This is a genomic window from Planococcus notacanthi, from assembly GCF_030407825.1.
Taxonomy (GTDB): Bacteria; Bacillota; Bacilli; order Bacillales_A; family Planococcaceae; genus Planococcus; species Planococcus notacanthi.
The window spans coordinates 635,697-654,984 of the sequence record NZ_JASDCQ010000001.1 but is presented as its reverse complement, the minus strand read 5'-3'; the positions used below and the strand labels follow the sequence as shown (position 1 = coordinate 654,984).

The 19,288-nt window shown below is 44.5% G+C and carries 19 protein-coding genes and 1 riboswitch; of the genes, 2 read left to right on the top strand and 17 right to left on the bottom strand.

Going from position 1 to position 19,288, the window contains the following annotated elements:
- Positions 1-22: 22 nt before the first annotated feature.
- Together QMA01_RS03050 and QMA01_RS03045 are read right to left on the bottom strand one after the other, a co-directional pair.
- Complete coding sequence (locus QMA01_RS03050) at positions 23-1,450, bottom strand: RecQ family ATP-dependent DNA helicase (protein ID WP_290214254.1); 1,428 nt, start codon at positions 1,448-1,450, stop codon at positions 23-25.
- A complete protein-coding gene (locus QMA01_RS03045; protein ID WP_290186089.1) occupies positions 1,447-2,472 on the bottom strand; it encodes a YpbB family protein in 1,026 nt (341 codons plus the stop codon). The genes QMA01_RS03050 and QMA01_RS03045 overlap by 4 nt, the downstream gene beginning before the upstream one ends.
- A gap of 106 nt (positions 2,473-2,578) precedes the next feature.
- Here QMA01_RS03045 and QMA01_RS03040 point away from each other — a divergent pair, with 106 nt between their 5' ends.
- Positions 2,579-2,830 carry a ferredoxin gene (locus QMA01_RS03040; protein WP_142826477.1) on the top strand — a complete coding sequence of 84 codons (252 nt, stop codon included), beginning with the start codon at positions 2,579-2,581 and terminating at the stop codon, positions 2,828-2,830.
- A 207-nt stretch (positions 2,831-3,037) separates the two neighbouring features.
- Here QMA01_RS03040 and QMA01_RS03035 read toward each other — a convergent pair whose 3' ends face one another.
- The 11 genes from QMA01_RS03035 to QMA01_RS02985 form a co-directional block, all read right to left on the bottom strand.
- On the bottom strand, positions 3,038-3,619 hold the full coding sequence (locus tag QMA01_RS03035; RefSeq protein WP_191714215.1) for an ECF transporter S component: 582 nt from the start codon (positions 3,617-3,619) through the stop codon (positions 3,038-3,040).
- A gap of 145 nt (positions 3,620-3,764) precedes the next feature.
- Positions 3,765-3,897, bottom strand: a riboswitch (FMN riboswitch).
- A gap of 76 nt (positions 3,898-3,973) precedes the next feature.
- A complete protein-coding gene (locus tag QMA01_RS03030; protein WP_290214253.1) occupies positions 3,974-5,158 on the bottom strand; it encodes a hypothetical protein in 1,185 nt (394 codons plus the stop codon).
- On the bottom strand, positions 5,148-5,681 hold the full coding sequence (sigX, locus tag QMA01_RS03025) for an RNA polymerase sigma factor SigX (RefSeq protein ID WP_422766030.1): 534 nt from the start codon (positions 5,679-5,681) through the stop codon (positions 5,148-5,150). Before sigX ends, QMA01_RS03030 begins: the two co-directional genes overlap by 11 nt.
- Before the next feature lie 46 nt (positions 5,682-5,727).
- The gene (locus QMA01_RS03020; RefSeq protein ID WP_203339475.1) at positions 5,728-7,509 is read right to left on the bottom strand and encodes an ATP-binding protein; all 1,782 of its coding nucleotides are present in this window, start codon (positions 7,507-7,509) and stop codon (positions 5,728-5,730) included.
- The gene (locus tag QMA01_RS03015) at positions 7,502-8,218 is read right to left on the bottom strand and encodes a response regulator transcription factor (RefSeq protein ID WP_191714211.1); all 717 of its coding nucleotides are present in this window, start codon (positions 8,216-8,218) and stop codon (positions 7,502-7,504) included. The genes QMA01_RS03020 and QMA01_RS03015 overlap by 8 nt, the downstream gene beginning before the upstream one ends.
- A 160-nt stretch (positions 8,219-8,378) precedes the next feature.
- Positions 8,379-9,563: a c-type cytochrome biogenesis protein CcsB gene (ccsB, locus tag QMA01_RS03010; RefSeq protein WP_290214252.1), complete on the bottom strand. Its 1,185-nt coding sequence runs from the start codon at positions 9,561-9,563 to the stop codon at positions 8,379-8,381.
- Complete coding sequence (locus tag QMA01_RS03005) at positions 9,560-11,218, bottom strand: cytochrome c biogenesis ResB family protein (protein WP_191714209.1); 1,659 nt, start codon at positions 11,216-11,218, stop codon at positions 9,560-9,562. Before QMA01_RS03005 ends, ccsB begins: the two co-directional genes overlap by 4 nt.
- A gap of 13 nt (positions 11,219-11,231) precedes the next feature.
- Complete coding sequence (gene resA, locus QMA01_RS03000; protein WP_191714208.1) at positions 11,232-11,792, bottom strand: thiol-disulfide oxidoreductase ResA; 561 nt, start codon at positions 11,790-11,792, stop codon at positions 11,232-11,234.
- 91 nt (positions 11,793-11,883) lie between these two features.
- Positions 11,884-12,615 carry a pseudouridine synthase gene (locus tag QMA01_RS02995; protein WP_191714207.1) on the bottom strand — a complete coding sequence of 244 codons (732 nt, stop codon included), beginning with the start codon at positions 12,613-12,615 and terminating at the stop codon, positions 11,884-11,886.
- Positions 12,616-12,877: 262 nt separating this feature from the next.
- The gene (scpB, locus tag QMA01_RS02990) at positions 12,878-13,468 is read right to left on the bottom strand and encodes an SMC-Scp complex subunit ScpB (protein ID WP_191714206.1); all 591 of its coding nucleotides are present in this window, start codon (positions 13,466-13,468) and stop codon (positions 12,878-12,880) included.
- Entirely contained in the window at positions 13,446-14,219 is a 774-nt protein-coding gene (locus QMA01_RS02985) for a segregation/condensation protein A (RefSeq protein ID WP_191714205.1), read from the bottom strand. The genes scpB and QMA01_RS02985 overlap by 23 nt, the downstream gene beginning before the upstream one ends.
- A gap of 83 nt (positions 14,220-14,302) precedes the next feature.
- On the opposite strand from QMA01_RS02985, the gene QMA01_RS02980 reads away from it, so the two are divergent.
- Positions 14,303-14,803, top strand: a complete 501-nt coding sequence (locus QMA01_RS02980; protein WP_191714204.1) for a DUF309 domain-containing protein — start codon at positions 14,303-14,305, stop codon at positions 14,801-14,803.
- Position 14,804: 1 nt separating this feature from the next.
- On the opposite strand, the gene QMA01_RS02975 is transcribed toward QMA01_RS02980, so the two are convergent.
- The 4 genes from QMA01_RS02975 to deoB all read right to left on the bottom strand — a co-directional run bounded on the left by QMA01_RS02975 (position 14,805) and on the right by deoB (position 19,284).
- Entirely contained in the window at positions 14,805-15,164 is a 360-nt protein-coding gene (locus QMA01_RS02975; RefSeq protein WP_191714203.1) for a GNAT family N-acetyltransferase, read from the bottom strand.
- 180 nt (positions 15,165-15,344) lie between these two features.
- Positions 15,345-16,667 (bottom strand): diaminopimelate decarboxylase, encoded by a 1,323-nt coding sequence (gene lysA, locus QMA01_RS02970; protein WP_191714202.1) that lies wholly within the window; start codon positions 16,665-16,667, stop codon positions 15,345-15,347.
- Positions 16,668-16,735: 68 nt separating this feature from the next.
- Positions 16,736-18,040, bottom strand: a complete 1,305-nt coding sequence (locus tag QMA01_RS02965) for a pyrimidine-nucleoside phosphorylase (protein WP_290214251.1) — start codon at positions 18,038-18,040, stop codon at positions 16,736-16,738.
- A gap of 56 nt (positions 18,041-18,096) precedes the next feature.
- Positions 18,097-19,284, bottom strand: a complete 1,188-nt coding sequence (gene deoB, locus QMA01_RS02960; RefSeq protein ID WP_191714200.1) for a phosphopentomutase — start codon at positions 19,282-19,284, stop codon at positions 18,097-18,099.
- Positions 19,285-19,288 lie beyond the last annotated feature (4 nt).

Here is a 19,288-nt window from a genome sequence, read left to right as displayed (position 1 = left end):
TAAATGACAGTTAACGAGAATCTTATATAGGTAATATTACACGCAATCGATCTTGCCAATCAAGCGGTTGCTGCTTTTCTGCCGGAGGCAAAAACTCCGCAAACACTTCATAATTGATTCCATCGTTGATACAGCAATTCGAAGGCTTATCGGCAAGCTGTTGATCAAAACAGCTGATGATATAGCTCCGCAAACAACTTTCCAATGACAGCAATTCACGGATTTTTGCCGCCTGCTCCCATTTCCCTCGTCTCAGAAGCTCCATTTGCTTGTTTACGCCTTCCAATGGCAATTTGGTGATCCAATAAGAAGCAACCCGAAAAGCCGTCTCCCGGACAATTCCTTGGTCGATTAAATGAGTTGCAGCCGTGCCGTTTCGATAAACAGCTTCGATTTCATGCTGTGTCGGCAAGTCATCCATCACCAAACTTTCCAGCAAAGCTTCATCTCCTTGCGCATAAAGCAGGGTAGCCAATGCCGGCTGTCCATCCCGTCCGGCCCTTCCCACTTCTTGAACATAACCTTCTATCGAAGTCGGCAATTGAAAGTGGATGACGTGCCGGATATTCGGTATATGGACACCCATGCCAAAAGCATTTGTTGAGCAGATCCATTGCAGCTCTCCGTTTTGAAATTGCTGTTGGACAAAGACACGGTCCTGATGTTCCATACCGCCATGGTAAAATGCCGAAGAAACTCCCTGTTCTGCCAAAAGAGAAGAAAGTTCTTGGGACTTTTTTCTAGTTCCTGCGTAAATGATTCCGGGACCGCTGAACTTACGAATAAACCCCTTCAGAAATTCAAGCTTGTCACGTTGGTCATCGAATTTCTTGATATCATAGACAATATTTTCCCTGTCCATTGGATGCCTATAGATATAGGGTTCTTTCAAGGATAAGTATTCCCTTATTTCCTCCGTTACTTTATCTGTAGCAGTCGCCGTCAATGCCAGTACTTGCGGAAAGTTTAAAGCGGGCAGGATTTCTGAAATCCGCAAATAATCCGGCCGGAAATCAAATCCCCATTGAGAAATGCAATGGGCTTCATCAGCAACCAGTAAGGAAATTCGTATTTGCTGAAGCTTTTGTTTCACATATGGCTGAACCAGCATTTCCGGTGAAACAAAAATGAATTTATAGGAGCCCAGATTGCTCCATACCTTTTCTTTGTCCTCAGGCTTCAGAAAAGAATTGATAGCAACTACTGATTTTTCCCCCATCTTCTTCAACTGCGCCACTTGATCTTGCATTAAAGACAATAACGGGGAAATAATCAATACACTGTTAGGCAGAATCTTTGCTGGAAGCTGGTAACAGATGGATTTCCCCATTCCTGTCGGCAGCAGTGCAATGACATCTTTTCCAGCCAATACCTGCTCGACGATCTCCCGTTGACCTGGACGGAATGAAGAAAAACCGTAGGCAGAATACAATAATTTCTCTAGATTCATCCTTGTTCCTCCCTAATGGCTAAAGCCAAACGGATTTGAAAATAACTGGCTTGAGGCAAATGCTCTTTGATATCACGCAATCTTTTCGTTTTTCGTTGCCGGCTTTCAGCAATGATGGCTTCATACAACTGCGGATCTACAAACGGCGTAAAATTGAAATAGGGATCGTTCATCGCCAATTCCACGAAGTGATCTTCTATGGTGCTGGTTTTCAATTGCCGCAAAGAAGCTATTTGTTCCAATGAAAATCCTCTTTCAAATAATTTTTCTGTGCGTTTGGCGGTTTCTGTCAAAGAAGACTGCTGAATGATTCCTTCCATTAATCCAATGAGCAGGGATGGTTTTGCGTGTTCAATGGCAGCCATCCATCCATGCAGTGCTTCCACGAACATCAATTGGGCATCCAGAATCGCCAACTCCTTGGAATCGGCGATCTGCTGCCATGTTAGCCCACTCAATTCATGTCCTGATAAACGCTCCATCAGGATCATTTTATGTATTTCTGATATTTTCGTATTGGTTAAGGTGGCCAATAGTTGCTCTTTAAACGTTTGTACGACTGTTAAATCCCGAAATCCGATTCGCTTCAAATACGTTTTGACCCATGCCTGCACTTCTTCCTTATTGACAATGGGATCAAATATTTTAATGCCTTGGCTCGTATTAGATAAAGTTTGAACAATTAGTGACAACCGTTGAAAGAAAATAATCTCATTTCCACGGTATTTCCAGCCATTTAACGGGGATGGAGCGACCTCAGCATCCAGCGCTTTCGGAGTCAATTCAATTACCTGTTCATTTTCCAACAAATACCCCTCCATAAACAAGCGCTGAACCGCTTGGTCATAGGCTTTCTTATCCAGTTTAGGTAACACGCCGAAATAAGGATATAGGTTGAAATAACCGATATCCTGGATGGTCTGGCCGGACTTCTTTCCTTTGATCAAATGAAATGGGGAAGTGAGCGTCCGCTGCCTGTCGACGGCTTTCATAATGGCCAAAATCAGTTCGGTGAATAACAAGCTTGCGCCCCCTAGCGGTTTTGGGTTGAAAAACTACTCAAACACCTTTAGAATAAAAACGATAGTATAACTGAACTTGTTCGGAGATAAAGGAGAGGAAAACAATATGGCTAAGTATACCATTGTCGACAAGGATACTTGTATCGCTTGTGGTGCTTGTGGTGCAGCGGCACCTGATATTTATGATTATGACGACGAAGGAATCGCATTTGTTATTTTAGATAATAACATGGGGACAGAACAAGTTCCAGACGAACTCGAGGAAGACATGGAAGATGCATTTGAAGGATGTCCAACAGACTCCATCAAAGTTGCAGATTCATCATTCGAAGGCGACCCTTTAAAATACGAAGACTGATTTAAATGGAAAAGGCGTTCGGGAGTATATACTCCCGAACGCCTTCTTTTTATTGCGTTATGTCAGCTTCAGCTTTTCTTTTAAGGCCAGACTCCAGCGGCCCAGGTCCTAGGGTCATAAGTCAACCCAGCTGTATGGCAAAGCACGCCATTCCCGGTAAAGCTTCAAGCGCTTGTCGGGGCTTAACGGCTGCTTACGCTTTTCTATCTATGATAAATAATAGGAACGCTGCTTTTCGATCCACGTGTGCATACTGCTGAACATCAACAGAACGACCGCAGTCAAAAGTACGCCTTTGATTAAATTGAATGGTAGGATCCCTAAAACGATGGTGCCAAATAGGGCATTGCCTGTTTCTGCTGGCATATTAAGGAAGTAAGTGTACATTGGCAGAAAGACCAAGTAATTCAATACACTCATGCCGATCGCCATCGATAATGTACCGATCGCCAATCCGAATGCCATGCCTTTCTTTGTCGCTACTTTGTGGTAGATGGCATAAACCGGCAAGATGAATAGCAGGCTTGTCACGAAATTGGCCATATGGCCGACGGGAACGCCTGTCGGGCTTCCAGCAAATAGCCAATCCAATACATTTTTGAAGAATGCCACTAATATTCCGGCAACTGGCCCCATTGTAACGGCTGCGATCAAAGCAGGAACGTCACTGAAATCAACTTTCAAAAATGCAGGTAAAGCTGGCAACGGAAAATTGAAAAGCATTAAAATAAATGAAATACTACTCAACATCCCAATTACGATCATCGTTTGTAACTTCTTGTTCTTCATATTCCTCTCTCCTTGTCGTGATTCACCAGAAGAAAGGCTTGGACCCTGCATTTACATATAAAAACCCTTAAGCAACAAACACTTAAGGGAGAAAAGGCACACTTAATAAGCGTTCCGTCTACATGTAAACGACAAACGTCCGCACCTTCACCTTCTCCCATCCAGACTATACTGTCGGCTTTGGAGTCTCACCAAATCCTGCGTTTTACGGCTCGCGGGCTTATGAACAGAGTTCAATTACCGCCGGTAGGGAATTGCACCCTGCCCCGAAGATGAATCGATATTTTGTTATGGCCTAATCTTAGTATAAAAAAGAAGCGTTGTAAACATATTTGTTTTACAACGCTTCTTTTATTAAGGTATCGGCCAGTCCATTAAGTTCGGCGCTAACGGAACCGGCAAAGGTTGGCTAAAGTCGAAACTGTTCCACTTTTCCGGCTGAACGCCCGTTATAGCCAGTTCTTTATCAAAAGCCGCAGCGGTCATGGCCAGACTTTCAATCATCCGAACCGCTTCCCGCTGATCTAGCGAGTCCAAATCAACTGTCTCTTTAAATTCAACTTGCATTATGCCTTCCGCTTCCGTAATTTCAAAGTCCGTATCAATTGGTATGGTTGCCTGATAAAAATCATTTGGATTTTTCGCTAACGCTTCAATTGCTTCATTTGCTGTATCAAACGGCATATCGTATCCAGGAACGAGGTAAACTTCGCCGTTAGCAGCAGAATAAGAATAATAAGCGAGATTTTCCACTTCAGGTTTCATTGGTTCTACTGGACCGATTTCGCCGAATTCTGCTGGCGATCCATCTTCATTGGCAATTTCAATTTCATTTGCATCCGGGAATGTCGCTGCCAAGGTATTGAAGTAGACACCGATGCTTGCAGAAGCCAAGTCGTATGCATGGTCAGGCGGCAATAGATGCCGAATACCCATGGATGTTTCTTCAAAGCTTCCAGCGTACGGATGGTATTCGTCAAAGCCGAGAAGTGTCTCATCGATGTCATCTGCAAATTCCTGATAAAGCTCAAGTGAAGACGGAGCGGCATTTCCAAAAACCGCATTTATCTGTTCTTCAGGAACCAAAAACGATACCGGCACGACAAATGCATTTTCAGTGAGGCCGATCGTCATCAGTGTTTGGTCACCGATCAGTTCTTCATAGGCAGCAGTCCGTGACGGCTCGTCCACCTGCGCTGTGGTAAACCCTCCTGCTCCTTCCGCTTCAGGAACCTCGCCTGTTTCCTCTGCTGCACCATCTTGGGTAGCAGAAGGTTCTTGAGGTTCTTCGACCGGATTTTGGGGGTTTTGGGCAGAATCAATACCATTTTGATTGATGATTGCAGTAACCAAAATGCCGATAGTAATAAACGCCAATGCAGCTGCCAGCAAAGGCAACCATTTTTTCGGCCGTTTTGGACTTTTCTCTTTCTGAACCAACCGATTGTAAACTTCTTCTTTTGGCCGATGGTCTTTTATTGCGGGGAAATCCTTCAACAAATCTTCGATGGAATCATCGGTCCATTTGTTATTCGGCATTTTCATCTCCCCCTTCCTTGGCTATTATTTTTTCACGCAAGGCTTTGATTGCACGATGTTGAGTGGTTTTTACTTTGCCTTCCGTCCAGCCTAAAATATCGGCCGTTTCGGCTATCGACAAATCCTGAAAAAAACGCATGATGATCACCATTTTCTGATCGCCTGTGCAGGTATCCAATGTTTTATAGAGTAAAATCTTATCTTCGTTCAACATGGAGACTTCTTCAGGAATCCTTTCGGTCGACACCAATTGCTGGGTTTCCCAATCAAAAAACTCCATGGAATGTTTTTTTCGCACAGCTGTTTTCCGAAAATGATCGATTGCTACATTTTTTGCAATCGAAAAAAGCCATGTTTTCTCAGAACTCTTCCCTTCAAACCGGTCATATGCACGAAATACACGAATATAAACTTCATGCATCAAGTCTTCTGATAAGTGCCTGTTTTTCACAAGATAAATCAGGAACTGAAAAACATCCTGATGGTATTCTTCATATAACCGATGAAAAACGGAGTCATTCACTCTACTCCCCCCGTTCTTAGGATTAGTCGTCCAGCCTAAAAGAAAGTTACATTTTCTTCAAAGGCAGCAAAAAGACAAATGAAGTTCCTTGCCCCATTCTGCTTTCTGCATAGATTTTCCCTTCATGCGCCTGGATGATATTGCTGGCGATCGCAAGACCCAGACCTGTACCGCCCTTGCCGAGCGTACGGGCTTTATCCGCTTTATAGAATCGCTCAAAAACGAATTCCAGATCTTTTTCTGAAATTCCTACACCATTATCGTTGATCGAGATTTTGGCGTACTCTTCTTGATTTTCGACACGGACCACCACTTGCCCTCCTTTAGGCGTATGGCGAATTGCATTATCGATCAAATTGGTCATGACCTGTTCAATCCGGTCTTCATCCATATCACAAGCCGCCCAATCATCAATCTCGGTTTCAAACAACAACTGAATGTCATTTTCTTTAGCGATTTGGGAGAATTTAAGCGTCATTCTTTCAATGGCAGTATTCAGCTGAACGATTTCTTTGTAAAGGCGCATATGGCCCGATTCCATCCGTGCCAAATTCAATAAATCGGTAACCAGACGGCCCATCCGCTGTGATTCTTCATAGATGATCTTCGTCATTTCACGGCGTTCTTCTTCCGTTGCACCAACATCATCGAGAATCGCTTCGCTATAGCCTTGGAGCATGGCAATCGGTGTCCGCAATTCATGCGATACATTAGCGATAAAGTCTTCTCTAAGCTTCTCCAAGCGATGCTGTTCCGTCATATTGTGCAGGACAGCAACCGCTCCCCGAATAGACGCGCCGCTGTATAAAGGACTGAAATTGATGGCATAATAAGCCCCTTCGATTTCAAGCTCTTCCTCGATTTCTTCTTCAAAATCCAACACATGGTCAAGCATATGGAGCATTTCGGAAGGCAATGGTTGCGCTTCAGAAGACCCGTTCTTAAAAATCCATTGCTGCAGTAATTTTTCTGCTGGCGGATTGCTTAAAAGAATAGTTCGATCCTGATTAAAAGTGATGACGATGTCGGCCATGGATGTCAAAATACTGGATAATTGCTCTTTCTCCTGATTGATCACTTCGACATGATGCTTCAACTGGCGGCCCATCTGATTAAAAGCAGTAGCCAATTGGCCGATTTCATCACTTGAAGAGGCTGTGACTTTAGTATCGAAGTTCCCTTTCGCCAATTCGAATGCGCCTTCCCGGATTTTACGGAGCGGCGACGTAATCCGCGACGACAAAAAGAACGCAAAAAAGGTCGTTAATACTAGAGCGATAAATGCGGACAGAAAGACGATATTTGTAGTCCGCTCTGCTGTTCGGTCCATCACTTCAAGGGATTGATAGATAAATACTACGCCATGCTGCTCTTCACTGGTCTTTAGAGGGTTTGCCAGAACAATATAGGACTCAAGGCGATTTTCTTCTGTCAATGAAGGCAACAGCATTTCCTTCATGACCGTTTCACTGGTTTCAAAAACTTTTTGGAAGGACGGTTCATTTAATATTTTTTCTCTCGTGTCATCGCCATTCAACCCATCATGAATGTAATAGCTGCTTTCATAAGGCTCCTCAGCGATAACCGCATTGGTCTCCGGACCTAATACATCTTTAATGACCTCGAGTGAAGTTTCCACTTCGTCATGTTCGTTAAAAATGTTGGCAATCATGTTCGCTTCACTGTTCAGTGCTTCTTCCACTGTTTCACTGTGATAGTTCCCAAGAAACTCCAAAAGCAGGACTGTCACAATAAAAAGGACAAAGGAAACGAGAAGCAGGATCGTAATCCAAAGCTTCCCGACGACACTATTCCATATTCTATTCATTGCCAACCTCGAATTTATAACCGACGCCCCATACAGTGACAATCATTTTCGCTGCAGATTCAGACACACGATTCAATTTTTCGCGCAAGCGCTTAACATGCGTATCGACAGTCCGCAAATCACCGAAAAAGTCGTAATGCCAAACTTCTTTCAGCAAATGTTCCCGGTCGAATACTTTATCCGGCGCCTTCGCCAAAAAGTATAAGAGTTCGTATTCTTTTGGCGTCAAATTTACTTCCACACCATCAGCTGTTACGCGATGTGCATCGTGATCGATGGTCAGATGTGGAAAGACGACCAAATCTTTTGAAACGGTGGAATTGGAAACCGGAGAATAGGCCGATGATCTGCGCAAGATTGCTTTAACGCGCAACACGACTTCTCTCGGGCTGAACGGCTTGACGATATAATCATCCGCTCCAGATTCAAAGCCTTCTACACGGTTAGCTTCTTCCCCTTTAGCGGTAAGCATAATGATCGGGGTCATTTTCGTTTCGCGAAGTTCAGTTGCCACTTCGACGCCATCTTTTTCAGGCATCATCAGATCGAGAAGGATGCAATGATAATCTTTTTCCATTGCCATATCCAATGCCTGTAAGCCATTTTCGGCTTCTTCCACTAAATATCCTTCGCGCTCCAGATACATTTTCAGCAAGCGCCGAATCCGTTCTTCATCGTCTACTACCAATACCGTTATCTCTTCAGACATGCTAACCCCTCCAACTTTCTTCTGTTAATTTCTATTGTAACGATAACCCTGTCAAAAATAAAGAAAAGCGCTAACCCACGCCATATCTCAACGTCTAAGCCCGAACAATCAATAAAAGGCCTTTTCCGTTTCCGGAAAAGGCCCATTTGTTCATCCAGCTTTATGCGTAGGAATGCAATCCCGCGATTATTAAGTTTACTGCGACCAGATTGAACATGATGATGGCAAAACCGATCACAGCCAACCAGGCGGATTTCTCGCCCTGCCAGCCTTTGCCCAATCGTAAATGCAAGTAAGCGGCATAGAACAACCAAGTGATCAATGCCCATACTTCTTTCGGGTCCCAGCCCCAGAAGCGTGACCAAGCGATTTGCGCCCAAATCATAGCAAAGATCAAAGCACCCAAAGTAAAGATCGGGAAGCCGATAATAATGGCGCGGTAATTGATTTCATCCATCAATTGCAGATTGACGTTCTTGACGAACGGTTTCAATATGCCGGCAATGCGCTTTCTGAAAATCAAGCGGATCAGCCAATAAATAACGGTACCGAACAGCACTGACCAGAACACTGTCGTCAATTTTCCGGCATGAACCATTGCCGGTGTTTCAACTAATGGCGTCATGGCGCCATCTGTCAACGCCACGTATTCGTTCATACCAAAGACAGGAGGCATAGCATAGGTAATAGCCGCTTCATTGTCTTCCTTATCCACATAGTTGAATTCAGCTTCATAACCGGTCAACGAGAAGAACGAACTGGCTACTACAAAGCCAACTACCAATACCAATGAATACATGATGGCTTCAAGCCAAAAACGCTGTTTTGATTTCTTTGTAAGATCCACAACTTTCAATAGATAAATCAGACCCGCAGCCGCACTGATGGCCAGGATTCCTTCTGCAATCACTACTGTACTGACGTGGATCGCCAACCAGTTTGTTTGAAGAGCCGGAATAAGCGGGCTGACTTCACTTGGAAACATACTTGCAAATGCGATAATCAATAAAGCGACAGGCAATACAATCATGCCAAGGACAGGTGTTCTATAGAGGAAATACAAAATAATGAATCCACCGACCAACGTCATGCCGAATGCTGTTGTAAACTCGAACATATTGCTTAGTGGCGGATGTCCAGTTGCGCCCCAACGTGTAAAGAAGTAACCAAGATTGGCTGCAAAACCGATCAAAGTGATGGTAATCGCGGCAATGCCCCATCGTTTTTCAGACTTGAACGTACCTTGTTTATTTCCTTTTACTGCTCCGCCAAAGACGAATGTCGCAATAAGGTAAGCAATAAAGGCAACGTATAATAGATTTGAACTCATTTCAGCTAACGTCATGACAATGCTTCACCTTCCTTTTCCGCTTTCTCTTTTTTGTCGATTTCATCTTGCTGGTCTGTGTAAGCAGGCAATGATGCATAGTCAACAACTTGATCAAGGTCTTTCTTCAAGCCAAACCAGTTTTTATTGGTATGGCCAGCCAGTAAGATCGTACCATCAGCCTTCTGTTGAATCCAGAAACGGCGATGGTTGAAGTACATGCCTTGCGCTACACCGATCATGAAGATTAAACCGCCAAGTCCAAGAATCGGCAAAGTGCTGTCTTTCCGTACGGTTAGCCCCGAAACATCACGTGTTTCTACGCTTTGGAAAGTTAATTTGTAATCATTTTCCCCTAAAGGCTCAACCGTGTTTTGAATGGTGATAAAACTGGTCTCTCCTTCAGGCGTTTCAGGAGTAGTCAGTTTTACAAGAAAGCCCGGATTATTTGGCAGCGGTGTTGCCGTTTGGGGTTCTCCGCCTTCAAATCCTGAAAAGTCCGGATAATACCCAAGCAATTCAACTTTTGCACCACTTTCAAGTTCATACGTTTTTTCCGGGTCGATCAAATCGATGGTCAACTCGCCCAGGGATTCTTCTGTTTCCTTGTTGGTGAAAGCAAATTTCATCGCTTTCAGCTCGTCCAATCGGTAATCCATCTGATAGATGGCATAGCCGTCAAACTTCAAAGGCTGATTGACGCGGATCGCATATTCTCCAACGGCCTCTTGACTGTCAGAAGCCCCCGGCAATGCCTCTTCTGCTTTCTGATACAGAATAACATCCGTTTGGTAATTTTTCGCTACAGTACCTACACGGTCGAGGGCTTCGCCGAATACTTCTTCGCCGTCTTCACCCGTATAGTTTTCAAGCTCAAAGTTTTTGCTTTCCAGATAATAGCCTGGCACTTCAGGAATTGCTCTTGTTTCTCCTTCGCGCAGCCATAGGCTTTCATCGATATAGAAACCAGGAACCATACGCAACATCACACCAAATAGGAAAATAATCAAACCGATGTGATTCACATACGGGCCCCATCGGGAGAACCGGCCTTTTTCAGCCAGCAAGCCATTCTTATCTGTGCGGACATTGTATTTCAATTCTTTTAATTTCTCTTCCGCTTTTAACAGCGTATCTTCCGCTCCCGGACCTTCAGCGTAAATCCGCTGCTTGTCCATAAAGCTCGGATGGCGCAGAACCCGTTGGTTTTTCAATGATTTATAAAGAGGCACAAAACGGTCTAGACTGGCAATGACGAGCGAGATGGCAAGCATCCCGACCAACGCGATAAACCAGTAAGAACTGTATAAGTCATGAAATCCGAGGAAATGGTAGACACGCCCTACGCTGCCATATGTGTCGGCATAGTAGTCCTTGATTGTCGCTTCAGTGCTAGCTGGCACAAAGGCCTGTTGAGGAAGAATCGTACCGATTGCTGCAGCTACAAGCAGAATGACGATGATGCTGACTCCCACTTTTACGCTTGAAAAGAAATTCCAAATTTTGTCGATGATGGATTTGTTGTAAGTTTGCGACCTTCTGGCCGTTCCTTCGTACCGCATATCGACGAGTTTGCTGTTTTGCTCTTTTTCAGTCAAAGACCGCCCGCACGACTCACAAAGCTTCGTACCAGGCGGATTCGTATGACCACATTGACATTGTAAATTTTCCATCCAAAAAATCTCCTTATTCAGGTTTGATTTCTTCCATAAACCCTGCAATATCCTGTTCCGTCATTTCACCCGTAATGATGCGCTCGATGTTCCCTTCCGGATTCACAAGCACGGTAGTTGGCAATGGCCTGATGTTGTAGGCCGTCATCACACTTTTCGTTTTGTCAATCACTACTGGAAAAGACAAACCATATTGATCAGCGAAAGATTGGACTTCAAAATCTGATTGAGCAATGTTTACTGCAAGCACTTGAACGCCGTCATTAGAGAAAGCTTCGTATTGCCGGTCCATAGCTGGCATCTCTTTTGCACACGGCTTGCACCATGTACCCCAGAAATTCAAAAAGACTCCTTGGCCTTCATAATCCGATAATTTATGGTCATTGCCTTCAAGATCCACTAAGGCAAAGTCGGGTGCTTTATCTCCGACTTCCAGCAGCGTGACATCTTTAGCTGTAGCGCTATTGTAGATGGTGTAACCGATAGCGGCTACTAAAACCGCCAGGATGACCGTTCTCATCACAGCTCTTTTTTGTTTCTTGTTCTTCTTCTTCTGTTTTACTTGTTCGCCCATACATGATCCTCCTTCGAGGGATATTATGCAAACTCAATTATAGCAAAGTTTAAACTGTCAAAAATCGCGACTTTTGAAGGGTTTGTGAACGTTAGATGCGCTTGCCTGTTTCAGCCATAACACGCAGCAACTTCACCTCATGGGCAGACAGCTCGCGTGATTCGCCTGCATTCAGTCCGTGCAATGTCAGGAATGCAAATTGTTCCCGGCTCAATTTCTGGACAGGATAGCCGATCGCTTCAAACATTCTTCTGACCTGACGGTTTCTTCCTTCGTGTATGGTGATCTGGACAATGGCTTTGCCCGTCTTTTTATCGCCTGACAGAAACTTCACTTTAGCAGGGGCCGTCATGCCGTCTTCCAGCTTGATGCCGCGCTCCAATTTCTTCAGGTCTTCTCTTTCGGGAATCCCTTTTAAACGGGCTACATAGGTTTTCTCGATTTCAAACTTCGGATGAGTCAGCATGTTGGCAAATTCCCCATCATTGGTCATTATCAGCAAGCCAGATGTATCATAGTCCAATCGTCCGACCGGATAAATCCGTTTTTCAATATCGCCAAAGAAATCGGTAACGACTTTGCGGTTTTTGTCATCAGAAACCGCAGAAATAACGCCCCGTGGTTTATACAATAAATAATAAACTTTCTGCTCTTTTTCAAGCTGAACGCCTTCCACTTCAATTTTATCTGAACTGGAAACTTTCACCCCTAATTCTTTCACCGTTTTTCCGTTGACCCTCACTTTGCCGTCTAAAATCAATTGTTCCGACTTACGTCGTGATGCCACGCCTGCATGTGCAAGTACTTTCTGTAATCTTTCCATAAATAAGTTCACCTCATTAGTATTTTTTTCGAAAAGCGTACGCACCTTCCCATTCAAAAGAATGAAGGAGGTTGAAGCCAGACAAGCAGAAAAGTGCAAGAACCCACTTTCGGCCTTGCCTAGCCAAGTACTGCAAATTTTTTACAATAACTCGATATGCCGTTCGTTCCTCTCGGAATTATGTCACATTTCCCCGAAAAGCGAAAGTGCTTAGCTCAAAAGAAAAGAAGACTGTCAATGGCTCAGTCTTCCGGAAACATCTTTATACTTTCACTTCTTCTTTAAAGGTTTCTTGAAAATTGGTCATAAACAAATCCGCATCCTCGTCGAGGTCATTTGCCGCTTCTTCAGGCAATGGCGGAAGCTCATCCAAATTCTTCAAGCCAAAATAATTCAAAAATTCTTTGGTCGTTCCATATAAAATGGCTCTTCCTGTCCCTTCAACACGGCCCGCTTCCTGAACCAAGCCTTTTGCAGCTAATGTATGCAGCGCTTTTTCACTTTTTACTCCGCGCAAATCCTCAACTTCCACACGCGTGATCGGCTGTTTGTATGCAATAATCGCCAATACTTCCAGAGATGCCTGCGAAAGTGCTTGAACAGTAGGGTTTTCCACCAGTTTCTGAATCGTCTCAGCCACTTCTTGTTTGGTCACAAGCTGAAAAACGCCTGCCAATTCTTTTAAACAAATGCCACTGGTTGTGTTTAAATAACGCGTCTCCAGCTCTTTCAAAGCTTCCAGCACTTCTTCTTTATCTGCTTCCGTTAAAAATTGAAGCTGCTTGAGCGTCAATCCATCATCTCCGGCAACGAAAAGCAAAGCTTCTATTTTACTCGTAAGATTCGTCTTCATATTCCCACGTTTCCTTTCTGAGTTCCACCATCAGATCGGTGAAATTCATTTCCTGCTCTACCGCAACCACTTGGCGTTTCATCAATTCCAAAATCGAAAGGAAAGACACAACCAGTACGGATTTATCATCTGAAGGGAACAAACTGCTGAAAGTCGTGCGTCCTTTCGATATCTTTAATTGGTCAACGATTGCAGTCATCTGATGCTTGATGGAAATTTCCTGTCTGGCAACACGCGCCGATAATGGCGCTTTTAACTGTTTGCGCCGAAGCATTTTCTGAAACGCGCCTAGCATATCGTATGCGTTCACTTCAAGATCAACTTGATCGTGAGGAATGGCTGCTTGTATTTCCGATAGATCCATCGGTGCTTTCGTGTATATAAAGGAGCGCTGGCTTTCCAAGTCCTTTAGATTTTCAGAAGCTTCCTTGAATTTCCGATATTCGACCAGTCGTGATACCAACTCTTCCCGGGGGTCCTGTTCATCGAATTCAAATTCAATTTCATCCAGTTCTCCTTCATGGACCGGCAGCAGCGTTTTGCTTTTGATTGCCAATAAAGTAGCGGCCATCACAAGGTATTCACTTGCCTCGTTCAATTCCAGGACTTGCATCGCCCGTATGTGTTCCATATACTGTGAAGTAATCTGTGAAACAGGAATATCGTAAATATCAATTTCCAAACGGTGGATTAAATGCAATAATAAATCTAGAGGGCCTTCAAAAGCCTCCACTTTTACTTCGTACGACATGACTGTACCACCTGACTGTTAAAATACTCATCCATCCCAATTAATGGGCAGTTAACCTTTATTATAGTAGAAAGGGGATCAAAATGCATCCACTTCAACATCCGCTGTTTATTCAATACATCATCAATTTCAATGAAGAGAAAGACTTTTTCGAATGCCACGAAGTTGGCGAAGAATACTGGAAAGCCGTGGCCCCTAAAGACAAAATGCACCCGCTTACCGGCTGGATCCAACTGGCGGTCGGCATGTATCATTGGAGAAGAAGCAATTACCCTGGTGCTTTGCGCTCGTTCATCCGCGCCAAAGTAAAATTGGCTGCAGAAGGCGTTTGGGTCGAGGGTTTCGACCACGAAAAGCTGATCAGCATTTTAACCGATTCGATTGAAGCTGTCACTGACCGCCGCCCATTTTTTGTGCAGGAAATCCCGATTGTTTCAGAAGAGCTGAAAAAAGCAGTGGATGCCTATCATTCAGAACATCCGCTTGCACAGCAGGATCCCTACTTTCTGATGCACAAACATAGACTTCGTGACCGCACTTCCATCATCAGTTTGCGGGAACAAAAAAAAAGACGGAACCTTTAACTTAAAGGCCGCCTTTTTTTACTGGGCATTTTTTTAGAAATGCTTCGGTTTCTTCTGTTGCAAGCATTCTACGATTCTGCATGATATCTTGGATCTTGTCCACCATTTCATGGCCGATTCCATATCCGCGATGCGATGGATTTACCGATAAATGGTGAATCGTATAAGTTTCTTCGCCGACTTCCACTCCTAATAACCCGACAAAATCATCCCCTTTTTTCCAAAGGAATAATTGCCAATCGGGATTCTCTTCATAGATGTGCATGGTTTGCTGAAGTTTTTTCAGCTCTCGCTCTTTCGGCATAAACGACAACAGGCCCATAGCGATTTTCTCGAATGATTTCTTATATCTGTACAGCATAGTCAAATCCCTCATTTTCGTCTATAAGCGGCTTTTACCATACTACTATAGATCTTCCGATAACTCAAGAGAGCATCGCTTAGCCGGTTATGACATTTTCTGCAAAAAAGATCCAATAAACAATTCCCCAAGCCACTGCCATTGCCAAGATGAAAAGCAATAAAACTACGTTTCCTTTTCTCATTTCTTCAATGCCTGCTGCGAATACGAGAGATCTTGTTTAATCAGATCCTCATTCGTTTCGCGTTTTACTACCAGCTGATGATTGCCGTTTTCTGCGAAAACAACTGCCGGTCTTGCAATACGGTTGTAATTGCTGGCCATCGAATAGCCATAAGCTCCCGTACAGAAAACACTTAAAATATCACCAGGTTCGGCTGCCGGCAATTTAGCCTCTTCAATCAGCTTATCCCCCGACTCGCAGCATTTCCCTGCAATGGTATAGGTTTCGTCCAGTACAGCATTTGCTTTATTGGCCAATAGAGAACTGTATTTCGCTCCATACAATGCCGGACGGATATTGTCCGACATGCCGCCGTCTACCGCTGCGTACTTGCGGGTGCCCGGTACTTCCTTCATCGAGCCGATGGTGTACAGTGTCGTCCCCGCATCACCGATCAAAGAACGGCCCGGCTCAATCCAAATTTCCGGAATTGGATAACCCGATGCTTCGGAAGTCTGTTTGACGGTTTCAATCATTTGTTTTACATAGACAGCCGGTTCCAACGGCTGGTCTTCTTCTGTATAACGAATGCCGAATCCTCCGCCAAGGTTTAAGACCGGACACGTATAGCCCGTCTCTTCTTTCCACGCAGCCATTTTCTGGAGCAGTTTTTCTGAAGCCAGCTGGAATGCCGCTGTATCGAAAATTTGCGATCCGATATGGCAGTGAAGGCCCATCAGTTTTAGATAGCCATGATCATAGGTTTGCTGGAATGCTTTGTCAGCCTGTCCATTTTTCAAGTCAAAACCGAATTTCGAATCTTCTTGTCCTGTCGTGATGTAATCGTGTGTATGGGCTTCAATTCCCGGTGTTACACGCAATAGAATATTCATTGGTCGTTTCAATTGTTCTGAAAGTTTCTTCAATAAATCGATTTCGTGAAAATTATCCACAACGATGCAGCCAATCCCTGCCTCGAAAGCCATTTGGAGTTCTTCCAGACTTTTGTTGTTGCCATGGAAGTGAATTTTTTCAACCGGGTATCCGGCTTTGATGGCGGTGTACAATTCACCTGCAGAAACCACGTCCAACGACAGGCTCTCTTCTGCAGCCACTTGATAAATGGCGATCGTTGAAAATGCCTTACTGGCATATGCAACCTGATAGCCGATTCCTGCCTCTTCGAAAGTTTGCTGGAATGCTCTTGCCCGGTCCCGGAACAATTGGATGTCGTAGACGTAAAGTGGTGTGCCGTAGGTGTTCGCCAATTCAACTGAATCGGTTCCGCCAATCGTCAAATGGCCCTGCTCATTAATCGTTTGTGTGCCGTATAAATGCAATAAAAGCCCCTCCTGATTATGTCTATATGCGAAAAATCTTGCTGAGCAACTACCCAGCAAGATTTTTGTCAATCGGTGATCAAAGCTGAGATCAGCTTGATTTTATCAACCGGTTCACTTGTATATTCGATACTATTATATATCATTTTAGAACATTCTGCGACTTCTTTTGCATTGGAATAAATAGTTGCAATCGATTCTCCGGCCTTAACGAAGTCTCCCACTTTCTTGTGGAGGACGATGCCGACAGCCAAATCGATTTCTGATTCTTTTGTTGCTCTGCCTGCACCCAGCACCATAGCTGCTGTACCGATTTCATCCGCTTCCATGAAGGAAATGTAGCCTTCTTCTTTAGAAGGAACTTCTGTCACGAATTCAGCTTGTGGCAATAATGTGACATCATCCACTACTGCTGGATTTCCGCCTTGGTCTTTTATAAACTGCTTGAAAACTTCCAACGCTTGTCCATTTTCAATCACTTGTTCCAACATGGTGCGGGCTTCCTCCAAAGTTTCCGCTTTTCCGCCGACTACAACCATCTGACTGCCGAGGACCATGCATAATTCCGTCAAATCTTCCGGACCTTTTCCTTGCAGGGTTTCAATTGCTTCTTTGACTTCCAAAGCGTTGCCGATTGCAAAGCCAAGCGGTTGGCTCATATCAGAAATGATGGCCATTGTTTTTCTGCCGGTCGCGTTGCCGATTCCGACCATGGCATGAGCCAATTCCTTAGCATCTTCAGGCGTCTTCATAAACGCTCCTTCACCTGTTTTCACGTCCAAGACAATGGCGTCGGCTCCTGCAGCGATTTTTTTGCTCATGATGGAGCTCGCAATCAACGGGATGCTGTTGACAGTTCCAGTTACATCACGCAATGCATACATTTTTTTATCGGCAGGAGTCAAGTTGCCGCTTTGTCCGATAACCGCCAATTTATGGTCGTTCACTTGTTTGATGAAATCCTCTGTTGACAATTCAACGTGGAATCCATCAATCGCCTCTAATTTATCGATTGTACCGCCGGTATGGCCAAGGCCGCGTCCGCTCATTTTTGCAACAGGAACGCCGCAAGCTGCCACTAATGGACCCAGAACAAGAGTCGTTGTATCGCCGACACCGCCCGTGGAATGCTTGTCGACTTTGATTCCGTCAATTGCAGAAAGATCGATCTGGTCGCCTGATTCAGCCATCGCCAATGTCAGGTCAGCCCGTTCGCGCTCAGTCATGTTTTGGAAATAAACAGCCATCAGAAAAGCACTCATTTGATAATCTGCGATGTCGCCACTTGTATAGCCCGTGATAACGAACTTAATTTCTTCAGTCGACAGCTCGTGGCCGTCTCTTTTCTTTTCAATCAAATCTACCATTCTCATGAATTTTACCACCTTCTTGGTTTTGTTTTAAATCAGGTGAATCAACGTTTATTGGACTATCCGTTTAACCGGGCCAAAAAGCTTTTGCCGAATTTCGGCATTGCCACTGAAAAGTTTTCAGCGATCGTCGCGCCGATATCCGAAAATGTTTTGCCGGTTTCCAGCTGTTCGCCGCCTGTGAAGCGCGGAGAATAAGCCAATAACGGAACATATTCACGCGTATGATCTGTCCCTGGGAAGGTTGGATCGTTGCCGTGGTCGGCTGTAATAATCAATAAGTCGTCCTGCTGCATTTTTTCCAGCACTTCCGGTAAGCGGGCATCAAATGCCTCAAGCGCATCGCCATAACCTTGCGGATCTCTGCGATGGCCGTAAAGCGCATCGAAATCTACTAAGTTCAGGAAGCTCAATCCATTAAATTCTTCACCTACGACTTGCACAAGTTTATCCATGCCGTCCATATTGTCTTTCGTACGCAAAGCTTTCGTGACGCCTGCTCCGTTATAAATATCATCTATTTTTCCGATAGCGATCACGTCTTTGCCGCCATCTTTCAATTCGTTCATTACAGTGCGTTCAAAAGGCGCCAACGCATAGTCATGACGATTCGATGTCCGTTTGAAAGCTCCAGGCTGTCCCAAGAATGGGCGTGCAATGACGCGGCCAACCAGGTATTCAGGTTCCAACGTCAGTTCGCGTGCAATTTCACAGATGCGATAAAGCTCTTCGAGTGGAATGATTTCTTCATGAGCTGCAATCTGCAAGACCGGATCAGCAGATGTATAAACAATGATTGCGCCTGTTTCCATATGCTGTTGGCCAAGCTCGTCCAGTATTTCGGTTCCGCTCGCCGGCTTGTTGCCGAGAACTTTCCGGCCTGTTTTTTCTTCCAGTTGTTGGATCAATTCTTCAGGAAAACCATCCGGATATACTTTAAAAGGTGTATCAATGTTCAAACCCATGATTTCCCAGTGGCCAGTCATGGTATCTTTGCCGACAGAGGCTTCCTGCAATTTACCATAATAAGCTGCCGGTGAGTCTGAAGATGCAAGCCCTTTCACGGGAACGATGTTTGCAAGACCCAGCTTCTCCATATTCGGCATATTAAGTCCGCCTACCGCTTCCGCAATATGGCCTAATGTATCTGAACCTGTATCCCCAAAAGCTTCAGCGTCTGGCGCTTCGCCGATGCCCACTGAATCCAGCACTACTAAATGAACGCGTTTAAATGGTTTGATTGTCATATAT